This window comes from Streptococcus sp. CM6, from assembly GCF_000526095.1.
Taxonomy (GTDB): Bacteria; Bacillota; Bacilli; order Lactobacillales; family Streptococcaceae; genus Streptococcus; species Streptococcus oralis_BW.
The window spans coordinates 123,548-144,990 of the sequence record NZ_JATS01000020.1; the positions used below are offsets into that span (position 1 = coordinate 123,548).

The 21,443-nt window shown below is 41.7% G+C and carries 19 protein-coding genes and 1 CRISPR repeat array; of the genes, 1 reads left to right on the forward strand and 18 read right to left on the reverse strand.

What is annotated here, in order from left to right:
* Positions 1–82: 82 nt before the first annotated feature.
* On the reverse strand, positions 83–2,419 hold the full coding sequence (locus HMPREF1516_RS07315) for a cation-translocating P-type ATPase (protein WP_000360081.1): 2,337 nt from the start codon (positions 2,417–2,419) through the stop codon (positions 83–85).
* Positions 2,420–2,552: 133 nt separating this feature from the next.
* Here HMPREF1516_RS07315 and HMPREF1516_RS07320 point away from each other — a divergent pair, with 133 nt between their 5' ends.
* Positions 2,553–3,302, forward strand: coding sequence for a lysophospholipid acyltransferase family protein (locus tag HMPREF1516_RS07320; protein WP_000500180.1), 750 nt, complete (start codon positions 2,553–2,555; stop codon positions 3,300–3,302).
* Between the two features lie 42 nt (positions 3,303–3,344).
* On the opposite strand, the gene HMPREF1516_RS07325 is transcribed toward HMPREF1516_RS07320, so the two are convergent.
* The 17 genes from HMPREF1516_RS07325 to ftsZ all read right to left on the reverse strand — a co-directional run bounded on the left by HMPREF1516_RS07325 (position 3,345) and on the right by ftsZ (position 21,440).
* Complete coding sequence (locus HMPREF1516_RS07325; protein ID WP_000603757.1) at positions 3,345–4,037, reverse strand: alpha/beta hydrolase-fold protein; 693 nt, start codon at positions 4,035–4,037, stop codon at positions 3,345–3,347.
* Positions 4,018–5,028, reverse strand: a complete 1,011-nt coding sequence (locus tag HMPREF1516_RS07330; RefSeq protein ID WP_033584430.1) for an ABC transporter substrate-binding protein — start codon at positions 5,026–5,028, stop codon at positions 4,018–4,020. Before HMPREF1516_RS07330 ends, HMPREF1516_RS07325 begins: the two co-directional genes overlap by 20 nt.
* A gap of 19 nt (positions 5,029–5,047) precedes the next feature.
* Entirely contained in the window at positions 5,048–5,803 is a 756-nt protein-coding gene (locus tag HMPREF1516_RS07335; RefSeq protein WP_033606218.1) for an ABC transporter ATP-binding protein, read from the reverse strand.
* A 1-nt stretch (position 5,804) separates the two neighbouring features.
* A complete protein-coding gene (locus HMPREF1516_RS07340) occupies positions 5,805–6,851 on the reverse strand; it encodes a FecCD family ABC transporter permease (protein ID WP_033606219.1) in 1,047 nt (348 codons plus the stop codon).
* 231 nt (positions 6,852–7,082) lie between these two features.
* Positions 7,083–7,694, reverse strand: coding sequence for a CadD family cadmium resistance transporter (locus tag HMPREF1516_RS07345; protein ID WP_000531731.1), 612 nt, complete (start codon positions 7,692–7,694; stop codon positions 7,083–7,085).
* Positions 7,695–7,992: 298 nt separating this feature from the next.
* A CRISPR array of direct repeats spans positions 7,993–8,310; the repeat unit is 36 nt; unit sequence GTTTTTGTAGTCTCCAAAATTGTGACCGATAAAACA.
* A gap of 232 nt (positions 8,311–8,542) precedes the next feature.
* The gene (rpsO, locus tag HMPREF1516_RS07350; protein WP_001018251.1) at positions 8,543–8,812 is read right to left on the reverse strand and encodes a 30S ribosomal protein S15; all 270 of its coding nucleotides are present in this window, start codon (positions 8,810–8,812) and stop codon (positions 8,543–8,545) included.
* Between the two features lie 144 nt (positions 8,813–8,956).
* Complete coding sequence (locus HMPREF1516_RS07355; protein WP_198014362.1) at positions 8,957–11,665, reverse strand: FtsX-like permease family protein; 2,709 nt, start codon at positions 11,663–11,665, stop codon at positions 8,957–8,959.
* Entirely contained in the window at positions 11,661–12,362 is a 702-nt protein-coding gene (locus HMPREF1516_RS07360) for an ABC transporter ATP-binding protein (protein ID WP_033606221.1), read from the reverse strand. Before HMPREF1516_RS07360 ends, HMPREF1516_RS07355 begins: the two co-directional genes overlap by 5 nt.
* Before the next feature lie 120 nt (positions 12,363–12,482).
* On the reverse strand, positions 12,483–13,175 hold the full coding sequence (locus HMPREF1516_RS07365) for a phosphoglycerate mutase (RefSeq protein WP_000240120.1): 693 nt from the start codon (positions 13,173–13,175) through the stop codon (positions 12,483–12,485).
* A 188-nt stretch (positions 13,176–13,363) separates the two neighbouring features.
* Complete coding sequence (locus tag HMPREF1516_RS07370; protein WP_000856374.1) at positions 13,364–13,744, reverse strand: hypothetical protein; 381 nt, start codon at positions 13,742–13,744, stop codon at positions 13,364–13,366.
* Positions 13,745–14,071: 327 nt separating this feature from the next.
* Positions 14,072–16,864: an isoleucine--tRNA ligase gene (gene ileS / locus HMPREF1516_RS07375; protein WP_033606222.1), complete on the reverse strand. Its 2,793-nt coding sequence runs from the start codon at positions 16,862–16,864 to the stop codon at positions 14,072–14,074.
* Positions 16,865–17,117: 253 nt separating this feature from the next.
* Positions 17,118–17,912, reverse strand: coding sequence for a DivIVA domain-containing protein (locus HMPREF1516_RS07380; protein WP_033606223.1), 795 nt, complete (start codon positions 17,910–17,912; stop codon positions 17,118–17,120).
* Between the two features lie 8 nt (positions 17,913–17,920).
* Complete coding sequence (locus HMPREF1516_RS07385) at positions 17,921–18,712, reverse strand: YlmH family RNA-binding protein (RefSeq protein WP_007521218.1); 792 nt, start codon at positions 18,710–18,712, stop codon at positions 17,921–17,923.
* Positions 18,709–18,969 carry a YggT family protein gene (locus tag HMPREF1516_RS07390; RefSeq protein ID WP_000576502.1) on the reverse strand — a complete coding sequence of 87 codons (261 nt, stop codon included), beginning with the start codon at positions 18,967–18,969 and terminating at the stop codon, positions 18,709–18,711. The genes HMPREF1516_RS07385 and HMPREF1516_RS07390 overlap by 4 nt, the downstream gene beginning before the upstream one ends.
* The gene (locus HMPREF1516_RS07395; RefSeq protein WP_000053358.1) at positions 18,969–19,499 is read right to left on the reverse strand and encodes a cell division protein SepF; all 531 of its coding nucleotides are present in this window, start codon (positions 19,497–19,499) and stop codon (positions 18,969–18,971) included. The genes HMPREF1516_RS07390 and HMPREF1516_RS07395 overlap by 1 nt, the downstream gene beginning before the upstream one ends.
* A 9-nt stretch (positions 19,500–19,508) precedes the next feature.
* The gene (locus HMPREF1516_RS07400) at positions 19,509–20,180 is read right to left on the reverse strand and encodes a YggS family pyridoxal phosphate-dependent enzyme (RefSeq protein WP_007521215.1); all 672 of its coding nucleotides are present in this window, start codon (positions 20,178–20,180) and stop codon (positions 19,509–19,511) included.
* 3 nt (positions 20,181–20,183) lie between these two features.
* On the reverse strand, positions 20,184–21,440 hold the full coding sequence (ftsZ, locus tag HMPREF1516_RS07405) for a cell division protein FtsZ (RefSeq protein ID WP_000144258.1): 1,257 nt from the start codon (positions 21,438–21,440) through the stop codon (positions 20,184–20,186).
* Between the last annotated feature and the right edge of the window lie 3 nt (positions 21,441–21,443).

Below are 21,443 nucleotides of genomic sequence, written 5' to 3' on the forward strand. Positions count from 1 at the left end.
CTCTATTACCTCTTATTATACCACATTTCAGCTAGCAATCTTGCACCTAAAAAGACCGCAATCCACAGATTGCAGTCTTTCTTTATTTTCTCGCTTGGTAACGACTAGTCAAGATGAAAATCACGGTAAAGACCAACATCATGGCCCCATAAACAGGCAGTGTTTGTCCTGTTAAGGTCGAAATTTCAAGCAACTTTTGGATCATTGGGAAAAGAGCTGTGGCTAGGAAGCCTCCTACTGACCAGACAATCAAGAGGACACGCCAGAGGGTGAATGGCATGCAGGCTCTAAATACGGATAAGAAACCGATAGACCCAAGGAGATAATAGAGTAGGGTTGAGATTTCTAACTCAGACCAACCTTGACTAGCTCCAAAAATTTTCACAAAAAGAACGCTGAACACGACCATGAGGGCACTTGGTAGGGCGCGAAGTATGGATTTTCTGAGGAAGTTTGGTTCAACAGGCTTGATATTTCGCTCAAAAGTCAGAACGAATGGTGGGAAACCTTCCACAAACTGGTCGATCATGGTAATCTGGATTGGAATGAAGGGGAAAATCAAGATCCACTCAGACCGTCCCAGAAGAACACTGGCAATACAGATGACTGCTAACAGGAAGGAATAGATCGTTTTAATCAAGAAGATCGGTGCGATATGGGCGATGTTATTGACCACCCGACGGCCTTCAAAGAGAATCTCAGGAACATCATTAAAGTCTGAGTTCAAGAGAACCAGATTGGCAATCTGACGAGTCGCCGGATCTCCCTCCGCCATTACAATCGAACAATCCGCCTCACGAAGAGCTAGGATGTCATTGACTCCGTCCCCTGTCATTGCCGTTGTATGCCCTGCTTTTTTCAGCGTTTGGATGATGAGTTTCTTTTGATGAGGGGAGACACGTCCAAAAATAGCTGTCTCTTCAGCCATGGCAATCAATTCCTCATCCGTGATTTTTGAACAATCTACATAGCTGTGATAGTCTGCAAAGTCAGCTTTCTGAGCAATGCTGGATACAGTGACCGGATTGTCACCAGATATAATCTTGAGGCCCACTTTCTGAGAACGGAGATAGTCTAGCGTTTCAGCGGCTCCTTCTCGAATAGGGTCCAAGATTTCCAGCAAGGCTAGAGCCTGAATATCAGACGGTTTCTGTGTTTTGTGGTGGTCTAGTTTTTCCTGACTGAGGGCTAAAACCAAGACTCGTGACCCTCTCTCCAAAGCCTCTCTGGCTTCTGGTACTTCAGAGTCCAACAACATCTCAGGAGCTCCTAAGAAAACTGTCCCTAGCCCTTCTAACTCCATAGCTCCCCACTTACGGTCGCTTGAGAAAGGAAGATTCGAAAGCATAGGATAGGAGACCTGTCCTTGGAAACGCTGGCGAATGGCTTGAGCTGTTGGATTTTTATCCTCACTATGAGCTATGTAGCTGGTCAGAATGTTAGTAATAGCCTCTTCACCATAAGTTTCCGTCAGAGGAAGAACTGCCTCCACCTGCATCTTTCCTTGGGTGATGGTCCCCGTCTTGTCCAGACAGAGCATATCCACGCGCGCCAAGGTCTCGACAGAGTACATCTCCTGCACCAAGACCTTTTTCAAGCCCAGCTTAATCACCGCAGTCAAGAGCGAAGTTATGGTCAAAAGGGCGATTCCCTTGGGCAACATTCCCAAAAGAGCTGTTGACGAATTTACAACGGATGACTTGAGGGGTAGGCCTTTTAACATCAAGGCTTCTAGCAGAAGAGCTAGACCAAAGGGAATGATAATCTTCCCAGTAAAACCAGCTAGCTTGTCTAGCGATTTCATGATACGGGAGTTGATCGGTTTCACTGTCTTAGCTTCCAGCATGAGTTTGGAAGCATAGTTGTCTGCCCCGACATGGTGAACTTTAGCTAAAACAGACCCACTGGCTAAGAAACTTCCAGACAAAAGCAAGGTATCCACTTCTTTTTGCACCAAATCACTCTCACCCGTTAACATGGCTTCATTGACTTCCGCAAAGCCTTCCAAAACCAAGGCATCACTAGGAATCTGCTCTCCTGCAGACAAACGAATGACATCTCCTAACACCAATTCTTCAGGATTCAGAGCCACTTCTTGGCCATCACGAATAGTCTTGACCTTTTCCTTGGTCATGAGATTGAGCTTGTCCACCATGTGTTTGGCCCGTAGCTCGGTCACAATTCCAGAAAAAGCGTTAAAGCAGATAACAGCAAAGAAGACCAAATTGCTCCAAGCCTGCACAAAAGCTAGCGCCAAAGCAATGGCAAAGTTTAACGCGTTAAAAAGTGTAAAAACATTTCGTTGAATGATTTGCCAAGTACTGGTACTGGCCGATGCGGTAAAGTCATTGACCAAACCTTGAGCCTGTCTTTCCTTGACTTCTCTTTGGGTTAATCCCATTATCTTATTTTTATCCATAAATTCTATCATATCATTTTTTCTAGCAGAATTCTAATCCTATCTAAAAACTGTCCACTGATAACTGAAAAAGTTTGCCAGTAGTGTTTCGATAAGGTATAATAATAAAAGCAATACAATCGAAGGAGATCTCATGTTTTATACTTATTTGCGTGGACTAGTCATGCTGATCTTGTGGTCCATTAATGGCAATGCTCACTACCACAATACTGATAAAATCCCTAGCCGAGACGAAAACTATATCCTCGTCGCACCTCACCGTACCTGGTGGGATCCTGTTTACATGGCCTTTGCGACCAAGCCAAAACAGTTCATCTTTATGGCCAAAAAAGAGCTATTTAACAACCGTATCTTTGGCTGGTGGATCCGTATGTGTGGAGCCTTTCCTATCGACCGGGAAAAACCTAACGCCTCCGCCATCAAGTACCCTATCAATGTCCTCAAAAAAAGCGACCGTTCTCTCATCATGTTTCCAAGTGGGAGCCGTCACTCAAATGATGTCAAGGGTGGAGTTGCCTTGATTGCTAAAATGGCCAAGGTCCGTATCATGCCGGTCACCTACACAGGTCCCATGACCTTGAAAGGTTTGGTTAGCCGTGAACGTGTGGATATGAACTTTGGAAATCCTATCGATATCTCAGACATCAAGAAAATGAATGATGAAGGAATCGAAATGGTTGCAGATCGTATCCAAGCAGAATTCCAACGTTTGGATGAAGAAACCAAACAATGGCACAACGATAAAAAACCAAACCCACTCTGGTGGTTTGTCCGCATCCCTGCCCTCATCCTTGCTGTGATTGTTGGTATCCTAACGATTATCTTTACCTTCATCGCAAGCTTTATCTGGAATCCAGATAAGAAGAGAGAGGCTCTTGGTTAAAAAATACAATTATCCCTTGGCTTTTGCCAAGGGATATTTCTTTTATTCGATTTTCCATTTTTGAGCCAACCAGTTGGAAAAGGTTAGGAATCGTTCAACCACTTGCTCATGATGCCCATAGGGATCAAAGACAAACTGACTAGTCGGATAGTGCTTCTGAAGACTAGTATGGATCTGCTCAGCATAGGCTGGTGCTTGAGCCAAGCGATTGGTATGATGAACTCCTTCTGTTTGACCATTCTGTAAATACAGTAAACAATCTAAATTTTTCACCCTTTCTTCCCTGCAATAAGTCGTAAAATCAGGATACCAAAAGGAACCGCAGATAGAGAAGATACAGGAAACCTTATCAAAACGGAAAAGACTGTATACTGCTGTCAAACCACCTAATGAATACCCTCCATAGGCAAGACGATCTTCGTCCAGTTGATAAAGAGACTGCAATTTTTCTAAAAGACCTCCAAATAAATGTCCATGATAGACGTTGGCTTGACCTCCAAAATCTGGAGCTCCATCTCTCAGAGCAGATGCCTTCCAAGGAGTGTAGTCATCTAGGCGATTTTTAGAGGTCAAGCCCACTAAAATCACAGATTCGGACAGAGATGATAGGAAATCCAAGTTTCCATCATTCAATAAAATAGCCGGATAGGTTTGATTGGGATCATAGGTCGAAGGAAGGCTGACCTTGACTTGGATCCCTTCCCAATCAAACTCATTATTTATTGATAAAATCATTGATTTTCTCAAGGGAATCAATCACTGCTGGACCATAGTCCATCAACTCATCGTAAGAGATGGTCATGATTTTTTGATTCTTAATTGCAGGAACGTTTTCTAAAACTTCATTTGCCTTCATCAACTCTACAGCTGTGGCATCCAATTTTTTATTGCGGTCGCTGGTTACATAGATAATTAATTCAGGATCCATTGACACGAGATTTTCCAAGGTCAAGCCTGATGTTCCCGTTGCGACATTGGTATAACCAAGTTGATTTAGCAAGCTTTCTTGCAAAGCAGACTTGTAAGCGCCGAAGGTTTCGTCGTTATAAGCAACCATAATCAAAGCCTTTTTCTTTTCACCTTGGCTTGTTGGGTTTGCTTTCTTAACAGCGTCAATTTTAGCTTGTAATTGGGCTGCGTATTCATTAGCCTTGTCCTGCACATTAAAAATCATTCCAAGATTTTTAACGTCTTCTACAATATTTCCCAAATCTTGCTGAATCGTTGAGAGAGAGGCTTTCTGCGTATAGATTGGGATTTTATTTTCATTCCAAGTGCTAACTGTTCCCAAGGATTTTTCAGAAAACATCATGTTTCGACCCATCACAGTGTCTGGCTCATAAGAAAGGACTGTCTCTTGTGAGACTGTTTTTTTATCACCAATTTGAGGAATCGTCGCAATAGCATCCTTGTATTTGTCCGTTACAGCATTGTCTGGGTTAAGCATGCCAGCAATTTTATCCTTCAAGCCTAACTCCAATAAGATTTCAGTGGTTGAAAGATTGTTAGTGATAACTTTTTCAGGTGTCTTGTCAAAGACTTGTTCGACTTCATTTCCCTTAGCATCATAGGTCTTGACCGTTAGCGGATAACTCGTCTCTGTGCTCGCCTTTTGACTTGTTTCTGTGCTAGATTGTGAGGTTGCTTTTTCAGTGGTAGTGTTGTTACAAGCTGCCATGGTTAGGGTAGCTACTGTTACGAGTAAAATGCTTAGTGTTTTTTTCATCTTGTTTTCCTTTTCATTCTTATAAATAGTGAATCATAGCTTGCTGATCCTCGGTCCAAGTAACCTGACTTTGAACTCCATATACAGTTTGCAATGACTCAGGTGTGATGGTCTCCTTTGGAGTTCCTTGGTAAAGGATTTCTCCCTCTTTCATCAGATAGAGATAATCCGAATAGCGACAGGCAAGTTGAATATCATGCAGGACAGCTAGAACATTGACCTTGAGATTCTTCACAATGGCCAACAAGTCTAGCTGATACTTGATGTCTAGATGATTGGTTGGTTCGTCCAGGAGCAAGAGAGTCGGTTCTTGCGCCAAGGCACGTGCTAACAAGACTCGTTGTTTCTCCCCCCCTGACAGAGACGAATAGAGACGAGTTTTCTTCTCAAGCATATCCACCTTGACGAGAGCATCTTGAACGAGGGCATAATCCCTTTCCTTTTCCTTCTGTAAAAAAGAGAGGTGGGGAGTTCTTCCCAGCAAGACGATTTCCTCAACTGTACAATCAAACTGCAATTGATTAAACTGGGTAACAACTGCCATTTGCTTGGCTGTTTCTTTGAGTGACCAATGCTCCAGCGGCTTTCCATCTAAGCTTATCAAGCCTTTGTCCGCCTTTTCCTGACGATAGAGAAGTTTAAGCAGGCTGGTTTTCCCACTTCCATTTGGTCCTAGTATCGTGTGAAATTGATTCCCCTCAACCTTAAGAGAGACTCCTTTGAGGATTTTTTTCTCTCCTAGTCCAAAATGGATATCCTGACAATTCAAGTCCATATCAGCCCCTCACCTCCCTTCGCCTACCTCCGACAATGTAGATAAAGAAGGGAGCACCTACTAAGGCTGTAAAAATACCAATAGGCAGCTCAGCATTGGGAATGATGACACGAGAGAGTACATCTGCCCAGACCACAAAGAGGGCACCCAGTAAGGTCGCAATAGGAAAAAGTCTCCTGTAATTCGTTCCTACTAACCCTCGAGCTAAATGTGGAGTAATCAAACCGACAAATCCAATAATCCCACAGGTTGCCACTAAGACTGCTGTTAACACAGCCACCATTGTCACATAAAGATACCAATAAAAGCGTAAGGGAATCCCCAAAGTTAAAGCAGCCTCATCTCCCATCATCATTGCATTGAAAACACGATACTGAGTAGAGAAAAATAGAAACGCTACTCCCACTACTATAGTTGGCAGGACTAAGTCAGACCAAGTGGTCCCGGCAAGCGAGCCCATGGTCCAAAATTTAATGGTCATCACACTGTCCGCATTAGCGCCGACTGAGATAATAAAGTTTGAAAAAGCCAGAAAGAGAGCGTTGACCACCGTTCCTGATAAGATCAGACTAGAAGTCGTCATCCTGCCCTGCATAGAGGCAATAATGAGGACAGCGATTGTTGCCAAAACAGCTCCTAAAAAAGCTCCAAGGCTAATCACCAATTTTAAACCAAGAATGATGCTCAAGGTTGCCCCTAGAGTTGCACCAGCAGAGATTCCTAAGACATAAGGCTCTGCGATGGGGTTGTTCACTGTGGACTGCATCACGCTACCACACATAGAAAGACCAGCTCCTACTATCAGACCTAACAATACTCGGGGGAATCTCATGTTCCATACAATGGCAAGAGTGGACTTGGAAACCTCTCCTATCTCAAGAGGAATCCCCAATCTGCTCAAAATAATTCGATAGGTATCTCCTAGATCAATCGCAACGGACCCCATAGAAACAGCTAGGAAAAGTGAAATTCCTAAAACACTTAGCAAAATACCCAAAAACAACACAAATTGCAAATCTTGTCGGCTTCCAGAAAATTTGGAAAGCATGAAAACCTCCTTAGACAAAATTAAAAATTTAGAAAATTCTCATGAAAAGTATACCATATTTTCAACAATGGAACAAGATGAGAAAAATAAATATAGTTGGTCTTACAGTGCTAATAATCGTAACCGAAGATTATACTTGGGTATATCGAGGTAAAGTGACAACATAAAAAGCCCTCTAAAATTAGAGAGCTGATTTGAACCCGGGCTAAAATCCTAGTGAAACAAAAAAATCTACACGGTCAGAAAAGTCTCTATCGTGCCATTTTCATACATGATGTATAGTCCAAGTAGAATGAATACTAAGGGCACAATGATTCGCTCGTATTTTTCAATTGTCTCGAATATTAACGGAATAGAGGATAACATCCGACTAATCTCGCAAAAGATAATTATGCCGATTACAAACACAAGCAACGCCACGAGGGTCTGTGACCAATCTAACGAAGCAAAATAAGGTATATAGATACCTAAATTATCTCCGCCAGACGCAATTGTCAGCAATGTAACTGTCCAAAACAGTTGATTTGCCTTGCTTTGTTCTAATCTTTCAATAATTTCTTCCTCTTCTTCCTCACCTTCTCCAACAATTGCAAAGCGAATCCCTAAATAGATAGGGATTAAACCAAGCAATCCAACCATCCATTCTTCAGGCACGAAATTAACGACATAAGCAGCAACTAAACTCGCCCCTACAAGTAAGCCTGTTCCTAGATATTGCCCCGCATAAATATGCCATTTCTGTTTATTCTGTGATAGCTGTGCAAATAAAATAATTAAAATAATTAAATAATCGATACTGGTGGAAATATAAACACCAATAGCAGATATGATTGTCTGTCCCATAAAAACCTCCTGTATTAGTCAGTAATAAATCAGCAGATTTTAGGAGAGCACAGACACATTAATTTAGCTATCGCTAGTGGGTAATGTCGAACGTAGGAAAGCATTTTACTCCTCCTCAAAACGTAGTTACAAAGTAATTTCTAACTGAAATTCGGTGACTACTTCTATGTAAAGTATAACATACTATACTTTACTTCGTAAAGTGTGGGCTCTCCGAGGGGGCTTGCAGACAGCTACTCGACTTTTCAAGCCGAGTAGATGCGCACCTTTATGGTGTAATTAGCTGATACTATTTGAGGTTTTTGTAGTCTCCAAAATTGTGACCGATAAAACAAAGATCTATAATTTGTCTATATTTTCCTAGTTTTTGTAGTCTCCAAAATTGTGACCGATAAAACACTTTCGAAGCGAAAGCTGGAAGAGATTATGTTTTTGTAGTCTCCAAAATTGTGACCGATAAAACAGTGACCGTCGCAAAGAGGAAGAGCAAGAGCATTGAGATATTGATGAACATGAGTTTTTGTAGTCTCCAAAATTGTGACCGATAAAACCCCACGGGTTCATAGTTAAATATAGTTTTGTTTTTGTAGTCTCCAAAATTGTGACCGATAAAACCTCAATAAAAAAGCCCTCTGAAATCAGAGAGCTTTATTCTTGCTGGATAAAACGTTTATAGACTAGGCGACAAGCCAAAGATTGTACGAAAATTTTAGTGAAACAAAAAATCTCCCCGAAGGGAGATCATTCTGGTTTATTTTACCTTACAGTGCTAGGAACCGTAACCGAAGATTATACTTGAGTATATCGAGGTAAGGTGACAACGCAATGTAAGTGGAAAATAAAGCAGATTAGCGACGAAGTCCTAGAGAGTTGATTAACTCACGGTAACGGTTAACGTCGTTTTTACGCAAGTATGCAAGTAAGTTACGACGGCGACCGATTTTCTTCATCAATCCACGGTAAGTAGCGTGGTCTTTTTTGTGTTGTTTGATGTGTTCGTTAAGGTGGTTGATTTCCCAAGTAAGGACAGCAACTTGAACCTCTACTGAACCTGTATCACCTTCGTGACGTGCATATTGTGCGATGATTTCATTTTTTTTCTCTTTTGAGATTGCCATGATATTTCTCCTTTTTATTTGGCTTCATCCGAGTGACAGGTTGGCATGCCTGTAACCAAGAAGAAGTTATTTGTCTTTACGACAGTTCTTATTCTACCAAGAAGCAGGGACTTTGTCAACTGATTTACTGTTTAAAACCTTGAATTACTCTACTGATTTCAGGGCTTCGAGCATATCCACTTTTCTCAAGTGGTGATTGACAAAGACGCCCAGTAAGGTTAAGATTACAGTCACTGCGACGATTGGAAGAGCATAGACTTCCCAGCTGACCTGAGGATAAAAGAGTATGGTGGCAGGTGAAATCATTTGAATCAAAAATTGATGTAAATAGTGGCCAGCTACCAAACCGAGAGCAATTCCCACAAGGGACAGCACCATGGTCTCACGGTAGATATAGAGGGTCACTTCTTTATTATGGAAACCGAGAACCTTAATAGTGGAAAGTTCACGAATACGTTCTGCCACATTGATGTTAGTGAGATTGTAGAGAATGACAATGGCTAGTAAAACCGAAACAAGGACAAGGATTGCCATGGTTTTATTGAGCGAACTAGCCACGGATTCAAAGAGATGGATGGCTGTCGCATTTTGGACGACCCCAGAAACAGCAGCTTTTCCCATGAAAGTAGCCGCTTCTTTCTCCGTATTGGAAGGTGTTGGGTCTTTTAATTTTACTAGGTAGGTATTGTCTTGCGGACTGGTTCCATAGACTTGTTCGTAAGTCGCTCGGTTGAGATAAACAAAGTGTCCAACATAGTTTTCAGAAATAGCCGCGACCTTGATTTCCTTCCCATCAAGCTCCAGCTCGTCCCCAACCGTAACACCTGCTAGTTGGGCTAGTTTTTGACTCACGACCGCTCCATCAGTGACCTGCACCTCTTGCCCATTTTCCTCTAATGTGATAAAGGGCTTGAAGTCTGCTCTGTTTGTGACCATCATGGTGATAGTCTGAAGTCCTATTTTTCCTTTAAAATCTTTTTCAATGGATTTAGAGTGAATCTTTTGATAAGCGTGGATCGATTCAGCTTGCAAGGCACTTTCTAGATCTGTTTTTTCTTGCTCACTCGCACTGCTCTTTTCCGCTACAATCATCTGGTATTGCTGGATTTGTTCAAATTGGCGCTCCACAACTCCTCCCACAGAAGACTGAATGCCAAGACCTGCAAATAGGAGAGCCACCGAACCTGCAACTCCAAAAATGGTCATCAACATTCGTTGCTTATAACGGAAAATATTTCTTGCCGTAACCTTATGAGTAAAACTCAAACGACTCCAAATAAAGCTCAGGCGTTCCAGCAAAATCTTTGATCCCTTAACGGGAGGTTTTGGAAGTAAGAGTTGGGCTGCTTCATCGTGTAATTCCCTTCGCGCTACCAGATAAGCCGGCAAGACACTGGATACCCAACTTAAAGCTAGGGCAATAAGACTATAAGACCAATAGAAATACTCCTGACTTTTCCCAACGACCATCCCAGCTGTTATAACATCCGAAATCACGCCTGCAAGGAGATAATGTCCTAGAAGTGTTCCTATAATGGTTCCCACAGTTCCTGCAAGAAAACCATAGAGGACAAACTTGGCAACAATATCTCGGTTGCGGTAACCCAAGGCCTTGAAAATACCAGCATTGGTACGCTCTTCATCCACAAAGCGAGTCATCGTTGTAAAGGTCACCATTGCAGCGACCATATAAAGCACCACTGGAAAGATATTTCCGACTGAACGAATGCTTGATGATGCATTGCTGTACATGAGGTAACCTTGACCACCTGGCATGGTTTGACGATTGTATACGTGGTATTTCGGCTCTGCCAGTTCATCAAGATCTTTCTGACGCTGTTCTAGCTTCTCTTTTTCCTTAGTTAAATCACTCTCTGTCTGAGCCAGTTTTTCTTTTTTTGTCGCCAGTTCTTCCTTAGCTTTTGTCAGCTGTCCCTTGGCTTGACTCTTTTGTGGTTCTGGTAGAGCGGTCGCTTGTTCTTCTTGGGTTTTCAAGCGACTTTCAGCCTGCTCTAACTGACTCCTGCCATTTTCAAGGTTGCTTTCAGCAGTTTGGAGCCGATCTTTCCCCTCTTCCAGGCTCTTTTGCCCAATTGTTTTGATGTTTGCCAATCTTTTTTGACCATTATCGGCAAGTAAGTCTTGCAAGTCTTCCTGATGTTGGGTTCGTTTTCTCTTATAGTCTGATGAAAAAGCATCCAAATTTTTTAAATCATCATAGCGCACACGCGCAATACTATAAACATCTGAATCAAACTGGCTGGGCAAAATCACTCCATAGCCAGCCAAGCTTCCATTTCCACTGCTAGCACTCCCTAAGTCTTTTTTAGAAAGGATTTCACCCGACTGAACAAATCCAGTAATTGTAAAAGTTTGGGATTTTAAGACGGACTTCCCTTCTTCTTTCTTAGTAAAGGTAATGGTCTCTCCAATCTGATAGCGGTCTTTCCAGAAATCAGCCAAGGCAATTTCTTCATTAGCTTCTGGCAGTCGCCCTTCTGTCACTTGGAAGGTTGAAATGCTCTCTGGTTTGGAATAAAGTCGAACCGCTTCCTCACTATTTTCAACTGTTAGGTCTGCCATATAGCCAAACTCAACACTTGCTCCTTGAAGTGTTTTTAGTTCGTCTTGGTCTTCTTTGCCCAAGCCATAATCAGCTATCACGGCCAGATCCAGAGTATTGGCTTTACGGAGATAATCTTCTGCCGTACGTTCCATGTTTGGACTGGCTACTTTAAGACCTACTAGGGCTAAAGAACCCAGCATCATCAAGGTTAAGATAGAAACAAAGCGTCCTTTTGAAGTCCTCACTGACTGAAATAGGTCTTTCCGATACGTTTTTTTCATGCTAATACTCCAATGTATCGATATCCTGCGGATACTCATTGACCGTCATGCTCTTAACCGTGGCATCGCGCATGTGAATCACCCGATCTGCAATAGGGGCTAGCGCGCCATTGTGGGTCACGATAATCACCGTCGCTCCCTTTTGACGAGACATGTCTTGGAGAATCTTCAAGACTTGCTTCCCCGTCTGGTAATCCAAGGCACCTGTCGGTTCATCACAGAGGAGAATTTTAGGATTTTTGGCTACAGCGCGTGCAATGGAGACTCGCTGTTGCTCCCCTCCAGAAAGCTGGGCTGGAAAGTTATTGAGGCGATGAGCCAGACCTACATCTGTCAAGACCTGCTCAGGATCCAAGGCATCTGTCACGATTTCTGAAGCCAGTTCCACATTTTCCTTGGCTGTCAGATTGGAGACTAGATTGTAAAATTGAAAAACAAAACCTACATCTTCACGACGATAGTTTGTTCGTTGGTGCGAACTATAATTGGCAATATTGGCACCATCAATCCAAATCTCCCCCTCATCATTGGTATCCATACCTCCTAGGAGATTGAGAACGGTTGATTTTCCAGCACCTGAAGCGCCAAGTATGATAACCAGCTCCCCTTTTTCAATTTCAAAATTCACATCACGATTAGCCACAATCTCCGTATCCCCAACCTGGTAACGCTTGTAGCTGTGTTTCATCTCAATATAAGCCATTAGACACACCTTCTCTCAAACAAATTACTTCCTATTATCATTATAACGCTTTTTCAACTAGTTGGAAACCAGAAGCAAAAACAAAAAAGCCTAGGAATTCCTAGGCTTTCTGTTTATAGATTATTTTCCAAGGTAGTATTCTTTTACGACGTTCAATTTTTCGTCGAATTCGAATACCAATGGTGGGAAGTTAGGGATTTCTACACCCATGATTTCATCATCTGACAAGTGTTTGATATGTTTTACAAGGGCACGGATTGAGTTACCGTGAGCTCCTACGAATACGTTTTTACCATCTTTAAGTGCTGGAGCGATTTTGTCTTCCCAGAATGGAAGGGCACGTTCCAAAGTCACTTTCAAGTTTTCAGCATCTGGAATGACTGAGTCGTCAAGTGAAGCGTAACGACGGTCAGTGTGAGCTGAGTATTCATCATCATGAGGCATTGCAGGAGGCAATACATCGTATGAACGACGCCAGATGTGAACTTGCTCATCACCAAATTGTTCAGCGGCTTCAGCTTTGTTTTTACCAGTCAAACCACCATAGTGACGTTCGTTCAAGCGCCATGATTTTTCAACTGGAACCCAGAGTTGGTCAGCAGCTTCAAGAGCCAAGTTTGTTGTTTTGATCGCACGTTTCAATACTGAAGTGTAAGCTTGGTCAAATTCGATACCAGCTTCCTTGATCAATTTACCAGCGTCAATCGCTTGTTGTGTTCCTTTATCAGACAAATCAACATCAGCCCAACCAGTGAAAAGGTTAGCTTTGTTCCATTCAGACTCACCGTGGCGAGCAAAAACCAATTTTACCATTAGATGGATTCTCCTTTTATTTTTCGAGGTTTCCCTCGTTTATCTATTATATTTTACACAATTTTTCACAAAAAAGCTAGTTAAAATCAACTAAAAAGAGAAGAGCTTATCAGTCTTCTCTTTATCACACTATCATAATTGTTCTCGATAGAGGATGAAATAGTCCCCAAAAAATAATTGGAAAACTACTACTCTTCAATTACAAATTTTTTCAATGTTCCAAAGTAAAGTGAACCACCAATAATGGTTAGAATTCCACCTACCCATCCTAAAAATGGAATCAAGCCGACCGCACCACCTACAATGAGCAAAACAGAAGGTGCATTCGTAACACGTTCATCATCTTTATAATAAACAATAGCCACAATTCCCAACACTAAAACAGCAATTTTAACCAATGACAAAATAATTGAGAGCCCTGTCAATGTCCCAACCGTTACATCTGCGTCTTCAGTTGCCGCAGCAGCTCCAACAGCCATGATAAACATGATAACTGGCGCTAAAAGCAATATAATTCCTGAAATAAGACCAAAAATAGCGTTAACACGAGCAAGTGTATTTGTTTTCATAATAATCTCCTTAAAATTTTTATAGGTATTATTCTATCATAATTTATCTAAAAATTAAACAATCTTATAAAATTTTATAATAAATATTGATTTTCAAAAAATAATTTTAAGTTCTATAGTCTCTTTATAATTAGTAGAAATATAAAATTATGAGAAAACTGAATAGTTAATTATGTTAATTATCTACACGGACAGGCCAGGAAGAACTTCATTCTAGGAAATGGGCTAGTAAATTTTCCCATGATAAAACGCATAATATCAAAGCACTTGAACTCTTGATACTATGCGTTTTTATGATTTTAGTGACCTTTCTCAGTCTCTTTCTGATTATTTCGCTTCAAATCCTTCTGCAACTGCATCCGCAAAGTTTTCTTCTACGATGCTTGCACAGTGGTCGCAGATGACTGCATGATAGCTGCGTTCAGCAGTAGTTGGATCGATACGACGGCAACGATCACAGACTCCACCCGCAGCGCGTTCAACTGTGAAGGCAACATCCTCAAAGCTAACTGCGCCTTCTGGAGCTAGTCCTTCTGCAATAGTCAATTCTGACACAATCAAAAGTTGAGCCACATTGCTATCCACCGCTCCAAGAAGAGTTTTCACAACTTCGTTTGGATAAACTGTCAAGTGAGCTTCAAGTGATTTACCGATTACTTTTGCATTACGAGCTTCTTCCAAGGCTTTTTGAGCTTGTCCGCGGAAGTCCATGAAGGCTGCCCAGGTATCCAAGATTTCTTCTTGATTAGCAAAAGTTTCCGCTTCTGGCAATTCTGACAATTGAACGAATTCCTCTTCTTCAAACTCAAGATATGACCAGATTTCTTCTGCAGTGTGAGGAAGGATTGGTGTCAAGAGTTTGGTGATTTTCACAAGAATATCATAGAAAACAGTCTGCATTTGACGACGTTCAAGTGATTTGGCACCTTCTATGTAAACAACATCTTTAGCGAAGTCAAGGTAGAAGGCAGACAAATCAACGTTAATAAAGTTCACCAAGGCCTTGTAGATTGTCAAAAATTCAAAGTCAGCATAGGCATCACGAATGGTCTTAACAAGCTGGTTAAAGCGGATGGTCATGTACTTATCAACTGAACGAAGCTCATCGTAGGCTACTGCGTCTTGAGTTGGGTTAAAGTCAGAAGTGTTGGCAATCAAGAAACGAAGGGTGTTTCGGATCTTACGGTAAGTTTCAGAGACTTGGCTCAAGATATCCATAGAGATACGCACGTCGTTGCTTGAGTCTACACTTGTTACCCAGAGACGCAAGATTTCCGCACCAAATTGTTTTTCAACATCGCTTGGAGCAATGGTATTCCCAAGAGATTTAGACATCTTCTCACCTTTACCGTCAAGGGCAAATCCTTGTGACAAGATTTGTTTGTAAGGAGCAACGCCATGGTTAGCAACAGATGTGATAAGTGATGAGTTGAACCAACCACGGTATTGGTCAGAGCCTTCTAGGTAGAGGTCTGCTGGGTATTTGAGTTCTGGACGGTTGACCACTACTCCATTCCATGATGAACCTGAGTCAAACCATACGTCCATGATATCTGTTTCTTTCTTGAACTCGCCATTTGGTGAACCTGGATGAGTAAATCCTTCTGGCAAGAGGTTCTTAGCATCACGTTCCCACCAGATGATAGAACCGTGTTCCTCAAAGAGTTGAGCTATATGTTCAATAGTCTCAGCTGTCATGATTGGTGTTCCGTCTTCAGCATAAAAGATAGGAAGTGGAACTCCCCAAGCACGTTGACGAGAGATAACCCAGTCGCCACGATCACGAATCATGTTGTAAAGACGAACTTTACCCCATTCTGAGTGGAACTTCACTTTTTCAATTTCATCCAAGATTTCTTGGCGGAATTTAGATACAGAGGCAAACCACTGTGGAACAGCTCGCCAGATGATTGGTTTCTTGGTACGCCAGTCAAATGGGTATGAGTGAGAAATTTCTTCTTGAGCAAGGAGCAAATCGCCCAGTTTTTCGATAACAGTTGGAACAACCTTGTCGTAGAATTGACCTGCAAATTCAGGGCCGGCATTTTCCATCATAATACCGCGTTCGTTAACTGTTACAGCAACTTCAAGGCCGTTAGCAACACCGACATTGTAGTCGTCCTCACCAAAACCAGGGGCTGTATGGACGATACCAGTACCAGAGTCAGTCGTAACGTGGTCACCGAGGATCACCAACTCATCTACAGCTGTATCCCATGGGTGAGCTGTCACAATTTTATTCAATTCTTGACCACGGTAGGTCGCCAAGACCTGAACATCAGCCCAGCCAAATTTCTCAGAAAGACTATTCAGTAATTCTGAAGCAACCACAAACTTACGAGATTCGCCAGCTGGTTGTACCAATACATAATCAATATCTGCTCCAACTGTCAAACCACGAGATGCTGTGATAGTAAATGGTGTAGTTGTCCATACGACGATATAAGTATCTGTATCTAGGACACCTTTGCCATCTTTGACGCGGTTAGCATAGTAAAGGGAAGTTGAAAGCAAGTCATAGTATTCAATTTCCGCTTCTGCAAGAGCTGACTCAGATGACCATGACCAGTAAACCGGCTTGGCACCACGGTAGATGTAGCCTTTCTTAGCCATTTCACCAAAGACACGGATTTGAGCCGCTTCATAGTCTGGAGTCAAGGTCACATAAGGATTTTCCCAGTCACCAGAAACACCCAAACGTTTAAAGTCTTCTCGTTGTTTATCTACTTGAGAAAGAGCATACTCACGGCAAAGTTTCAAGTACTCAACCAAGTCCATTTCTTTACGTTTCACGCCTTGTTTTGCCAAGACTTGCTCGATTGGCAAACCATGTGTATCCCAACCAGGAATATAAGGAGCGTAAAATCCTGACATAGACTTAGAACGAACAATAATATCTTTGGAAATCTTGTTCATGGCATGTCCAACGTGGATATTTCCGTTTGCATATGGAGGTCCATCATGCAAGGTGAAATGCGGTTTTCCTTGGTTCAATTCTTGACGACGTTGGTAAAGTTTTGCATCTTCCCATTCCTTTTGCCAGAGTGGCTCTTTGGTAGGAAGTCCTGCACGCATTGGGAAAGCTGTTTTCCCAAGGTTAAGGGTATCTTTGAGTTTCATGGTATCTCCTTTATAAATATTAACAAATTAAAAACCACGACTTCCAAAAAGGACGAAAATCGTGGTACCACCTTTGTTCGAAAAAAGACAGGGTCTCTTTTCCTCTTTTCCCGTAACGTGGGGAACGTCCAGTCTTACTGTTTTCAGACTGAATTCGTTGAGAGGATAATCTAACGACTAGGGATTGCAGGGCTCACACCATCTCCTGCTCGCTGAAAATATAGTTGGTTAGATTTTGTTCTCACATTTACTTTTATAGGATACGAACAGATTCTTTGTTTGCATCTTCCTCAGTTGCTGCAGTAGTTTCTACGTCAACTGACTCTTCATGTTGTTCACTTTCATCTGTCTGTTGATTTTGTTGAGCTTCAAACTCAGCCAATTCTTTATTTCCAGCCTCGATACGAGCTTGCAACTCAGCAACCTCTTCTGGTGTGAATTGACGAGTCATATCAATTGGCTCTTCCTCAGGTTGTGAAGGAATAGTTTCACCAAGAACTTCACCCACCACTTCTTTAAAGGCTTCATCGCTTGTTTGAAGATACGTTGCTGTTGGGCGAAGAATGTCCTCCCAATCTGATGACTCAACAATAGCCAATTGACTTTCAATCGTAGACTTGAGGCGTTGATGGAATACACGACTCTTGTTCTTCAACTCTTCTGTCTCAACAGCCACTTTCTTAGCGTTATCTGTTGCCTGACGGAGAATTTCATTTGCCTTGTATTTTGCTTCTTCTAGCAAACGCTGAGCGTCTTGTTCAGCTTGTTGAATAATATTGTTTGAACGTTCTTGAGCAGCCTGTTTGACACGCTCCGCAGTATCTTGAGCAATCAAAACTGACTGACTCAAGGAATCTTTCATCTCATCAAAGTAAGACAAACGTTCTTCCAAACTCTTGATGCGTGTCTCTTTATCATGATTGCTACGAACCAAATCTTCATAGTCACGAACAACGATATCAAGAAATTCATCTACTTCTTCTGGGTCAAAACCTCTAAATCTTGTACCAAAGGTTTTATCTTTAATTTCTAACGATGTAATTGGCATACTTTTCCTCACTTACTTAATAATAATTGAATGCTTAATTTTATCTTGTCTTTTTTTGTCTGTCCATTGTCTTTAACAACTTTTAGACGACCAAACTTTCTCACACTGATCAAATCTCCAACGGCAACCTGGTAATCAGATTTTTCAACCAGATGATAGTTTACCTGAACAGATTTTTTCTCAATCAGTTGACTGGTTTGATTTCTAGATAATTTCAAGGCACTTGATAAGAGGGCATCCAATCGAAAACTCGAAACTAAAATTTCTCGTTCTCTAAAGTCAATTTTAGATATAATCCTATCGGTAAAAGGACGTTCCTCCAGCGATACAGGAAGTCTGCCAATCCTTCTTATCCCATCCTGAAAAAGAGGAATAAAATCACGATTGACAAAAATCTGTGCTCTCTTTTCATCTACCAAGATATCACCAAATAATTTACGGTCAATTCCTAGCTGGTTGATGATTGTTCCCAATATTTTTCCATGGCTCAGCTGTTCAAACTTACTCGGATAGCAAATTTCCAACAAGGCCATTTCAAAATCTGATATTTCCGGTTCAAAGTAATCTGGATAGAGAAGAACACGAACCGACTCTGTCGGAAGAAAATCACCACTACTTTGGCAACCCAGTCCATATGTCCCAGCAAGCACCCTTAAAATCTGTTCTTGATGGGGATTGATAAAAGGAGTAAGCACCGGTACATATGTATCTTCTACCCGCCTTATCCACTCTAATCCCTTGTCAATAAAGGGAATATCATCTTGGGAAAAATGCTGATAAATGGATCGATTTACTGTCATAGTAATAGTACTAGTCGTGTTAAGATATTTCCAAGAAACTGGATTAGAATCAGCGCGACCCAAACCGTGAAATCAAGACCAGCAAATTGTAAATTGAGCTTACGAAGTGGCTCAATAACTGGACGAGCAAGTCTGATGACTAAGCGACCTAGTTGACTTTCATAGGCATTTGGAAACCATGAAAGAAGAGCAAATGCAACGAGAATGATGGAGTAAATGCTAACCGCATTTTGAATTAAACGGATTAAGAAAATCATTATCTTGCTCTATTTCGTTTAATATCAAAGCCGAACTCGGCACCTTGTGATTCATCTGGAAGTTTGATATCTTCAATATTCACGATAACGTTGACAGGCGTCAATAGATACATCGTACTCGCAACTTTTTTCATATTTCCAGCCAAGACGTGACGAGCTCCATCCAAGTAATCAAGGCAGCGACGCGCTTGTACTTCTGTCATGTATTGGAAATCAATCAAGATACTTTCATTTCCAGTTAACAAATCAACAATCTCAGTTGCATCCTCATACTTTCTTGGATAACGAACATCAATCGTCACTTTCTCATCTGAGTGATGGTTTTGCTTTGCCAACTCTTGTTGACGAGCATGGAGGCGAGTAATATTCGCATCTTTTACTGAGCCCGGCTGAGCAGATGCTGGTAATTCTTTAGAAGATGAGATGGCTGGGCTAACTGTTTCCTCTTGTTGAGTCTGGTAGTTAGTCACGTCTTCTCCATCTTCTGTAAAATAATCTATAAATTTATCGAATCTATCTTTTAAAGACATAGCTCTCTCCTATTTAAAAAATGCTGTACCGATTCGAACAAAGGTTGAGCCGAACTGAATCGCTTCTTTAAAGTCACGACTCATTCCCATGCTTAGCTCTGTCATCGGCATATTAGGGATTTGTTTTTCTCTAATTTCTGCTTGCAGAGCCTGCGTATCCTTGAAAATTTCTTTCAATTCATCACTGTCTGCCTCAAAAGGAGCCATGGTCATTAAACCAACATACTCAATCTGATCTAACTTAGCCAATTCTGGCAAAAGTTCTAGCAATTCTTCTTTTGAAAACCCATGCTTACTTTCTTCCCCAGAAATATTAACCTGCAAGAAACACTTGATAACATGATCTGTTCTCTTTTGAATTTCCTGGGCTAATTTTAGGGAGTCTAAAGCATGAAAGTAATCCACATATGGGATTACTTCTTTTACTTTCCGTCTCTGTAGTGTTCCTATTAAATGCCAAGTGACTGGGTAATCTTTCAAGGCCTGATATTTTTCTAAAAATTTATCAACCCGATTTTCACCGATATGATAGATGCCAAGCGGAAGCAAAGCTTCCGCTGTTTGTACATCTACATATTTTGTCACTGCGATTACTGAAACAGCATCTAGATTACGGTTGGCTTTTTGACTAGCATCAGCAATTTGCTGAAAAACTAATTCAGTATTTTTTTTCAAATTCATTGATTAACGATTTTTGAAGAATGGAGGTGTATCCAATTCATCCTCATCTTGTGAAACTGGTGTTTCAAAGCGTTCAACTGGTGAAACAACGGGATCTGTTTGGCGAACAATTGACTCACGGCGCAAGTCCCAATCTCCAAAAGCAGATGCTTGGTTGGTTTCAAAGCGACGCGGACTTGATTTAGGCAGTTCTGCTGTCTCTTCCAAGTCGAATTGACGGTCAAATGTGTGTGCTTGTGGAGTTTTAGTTGATGGTCGACCAACTGGTTGGTTGGTAGCAGACCCGACTACTTTTTCTAGTCGTTCTTGACGAACACCTGTCGCTACAACAGTCACACGGATTTCATCCTTCATGCTTTCGTCGATAGATGTTCCAAGCCAGATGTTTACACCTTTGCCAGCTGCTTGATTGACAATTTCTGAAGCTTCTTCTGCTTCAATCAAAGTCAAATCAAGACCACCAGTAACGTTGACAATCACATCCTCTGCACCATCTATAGTTGTTTCAAGAAGTGGAGAGTAAATTGCTTTACGCGCCGCTTCAACAACGCGTTCTTCACCACTACCGATACCGATACCCATAAGGGCATTCCCTTTGTTTGCCATTACAGTCTTCACGTCAGCAAAGTCAAGGTTAATCAATCCTGGGTTCGTGATCAAGTCAGTGATCCCTTGAACACCTTGACGAAGAACGTTATCTGCTTCACTAAGAGCTTCAAGAAGCGGTGTTTTCTTGTCAACAATTTCAAGCAAGTTATTGTTAGAGATAATCAACAAAGTATCAACATGCTCGCGAAGTTCATTGATTCCTTCTACAGCGTACTGACCACGTTTGCTTCCTTCAAATCCGAAAGGACGTGTCACGACACCAACTGTGAGAGCACCAAGATCTTTAGCGATACGTGCAATAACAGGGGCAGCACCTGTACCAGATCCACCACCCATACCAGCAGTGATGAAGACCATGTCTGCACCGCTGATTGCTTCCGTCAAAGCTTCTTCGCTTTCCTCTGCAGCTTTACGTCCAACTTCTGGACGACCTCCAGCACCCAAACCACGAGTCAATTTTGGACCAAGTTGGATAACGGTTTCTGCTTTCGTACTGCTAAGTGCTTGTACATCAGTGTTGGCTGCGATAAATTCTACACCAGCAACACCTTCGTCAACCATGCGGTTGATGGCGTTGCCACCACCACCACCGACACCAATTACCTTAATAACTGCGCCTTGAGCTGCTGCTGTATCAAATGAAAATGTCATAAT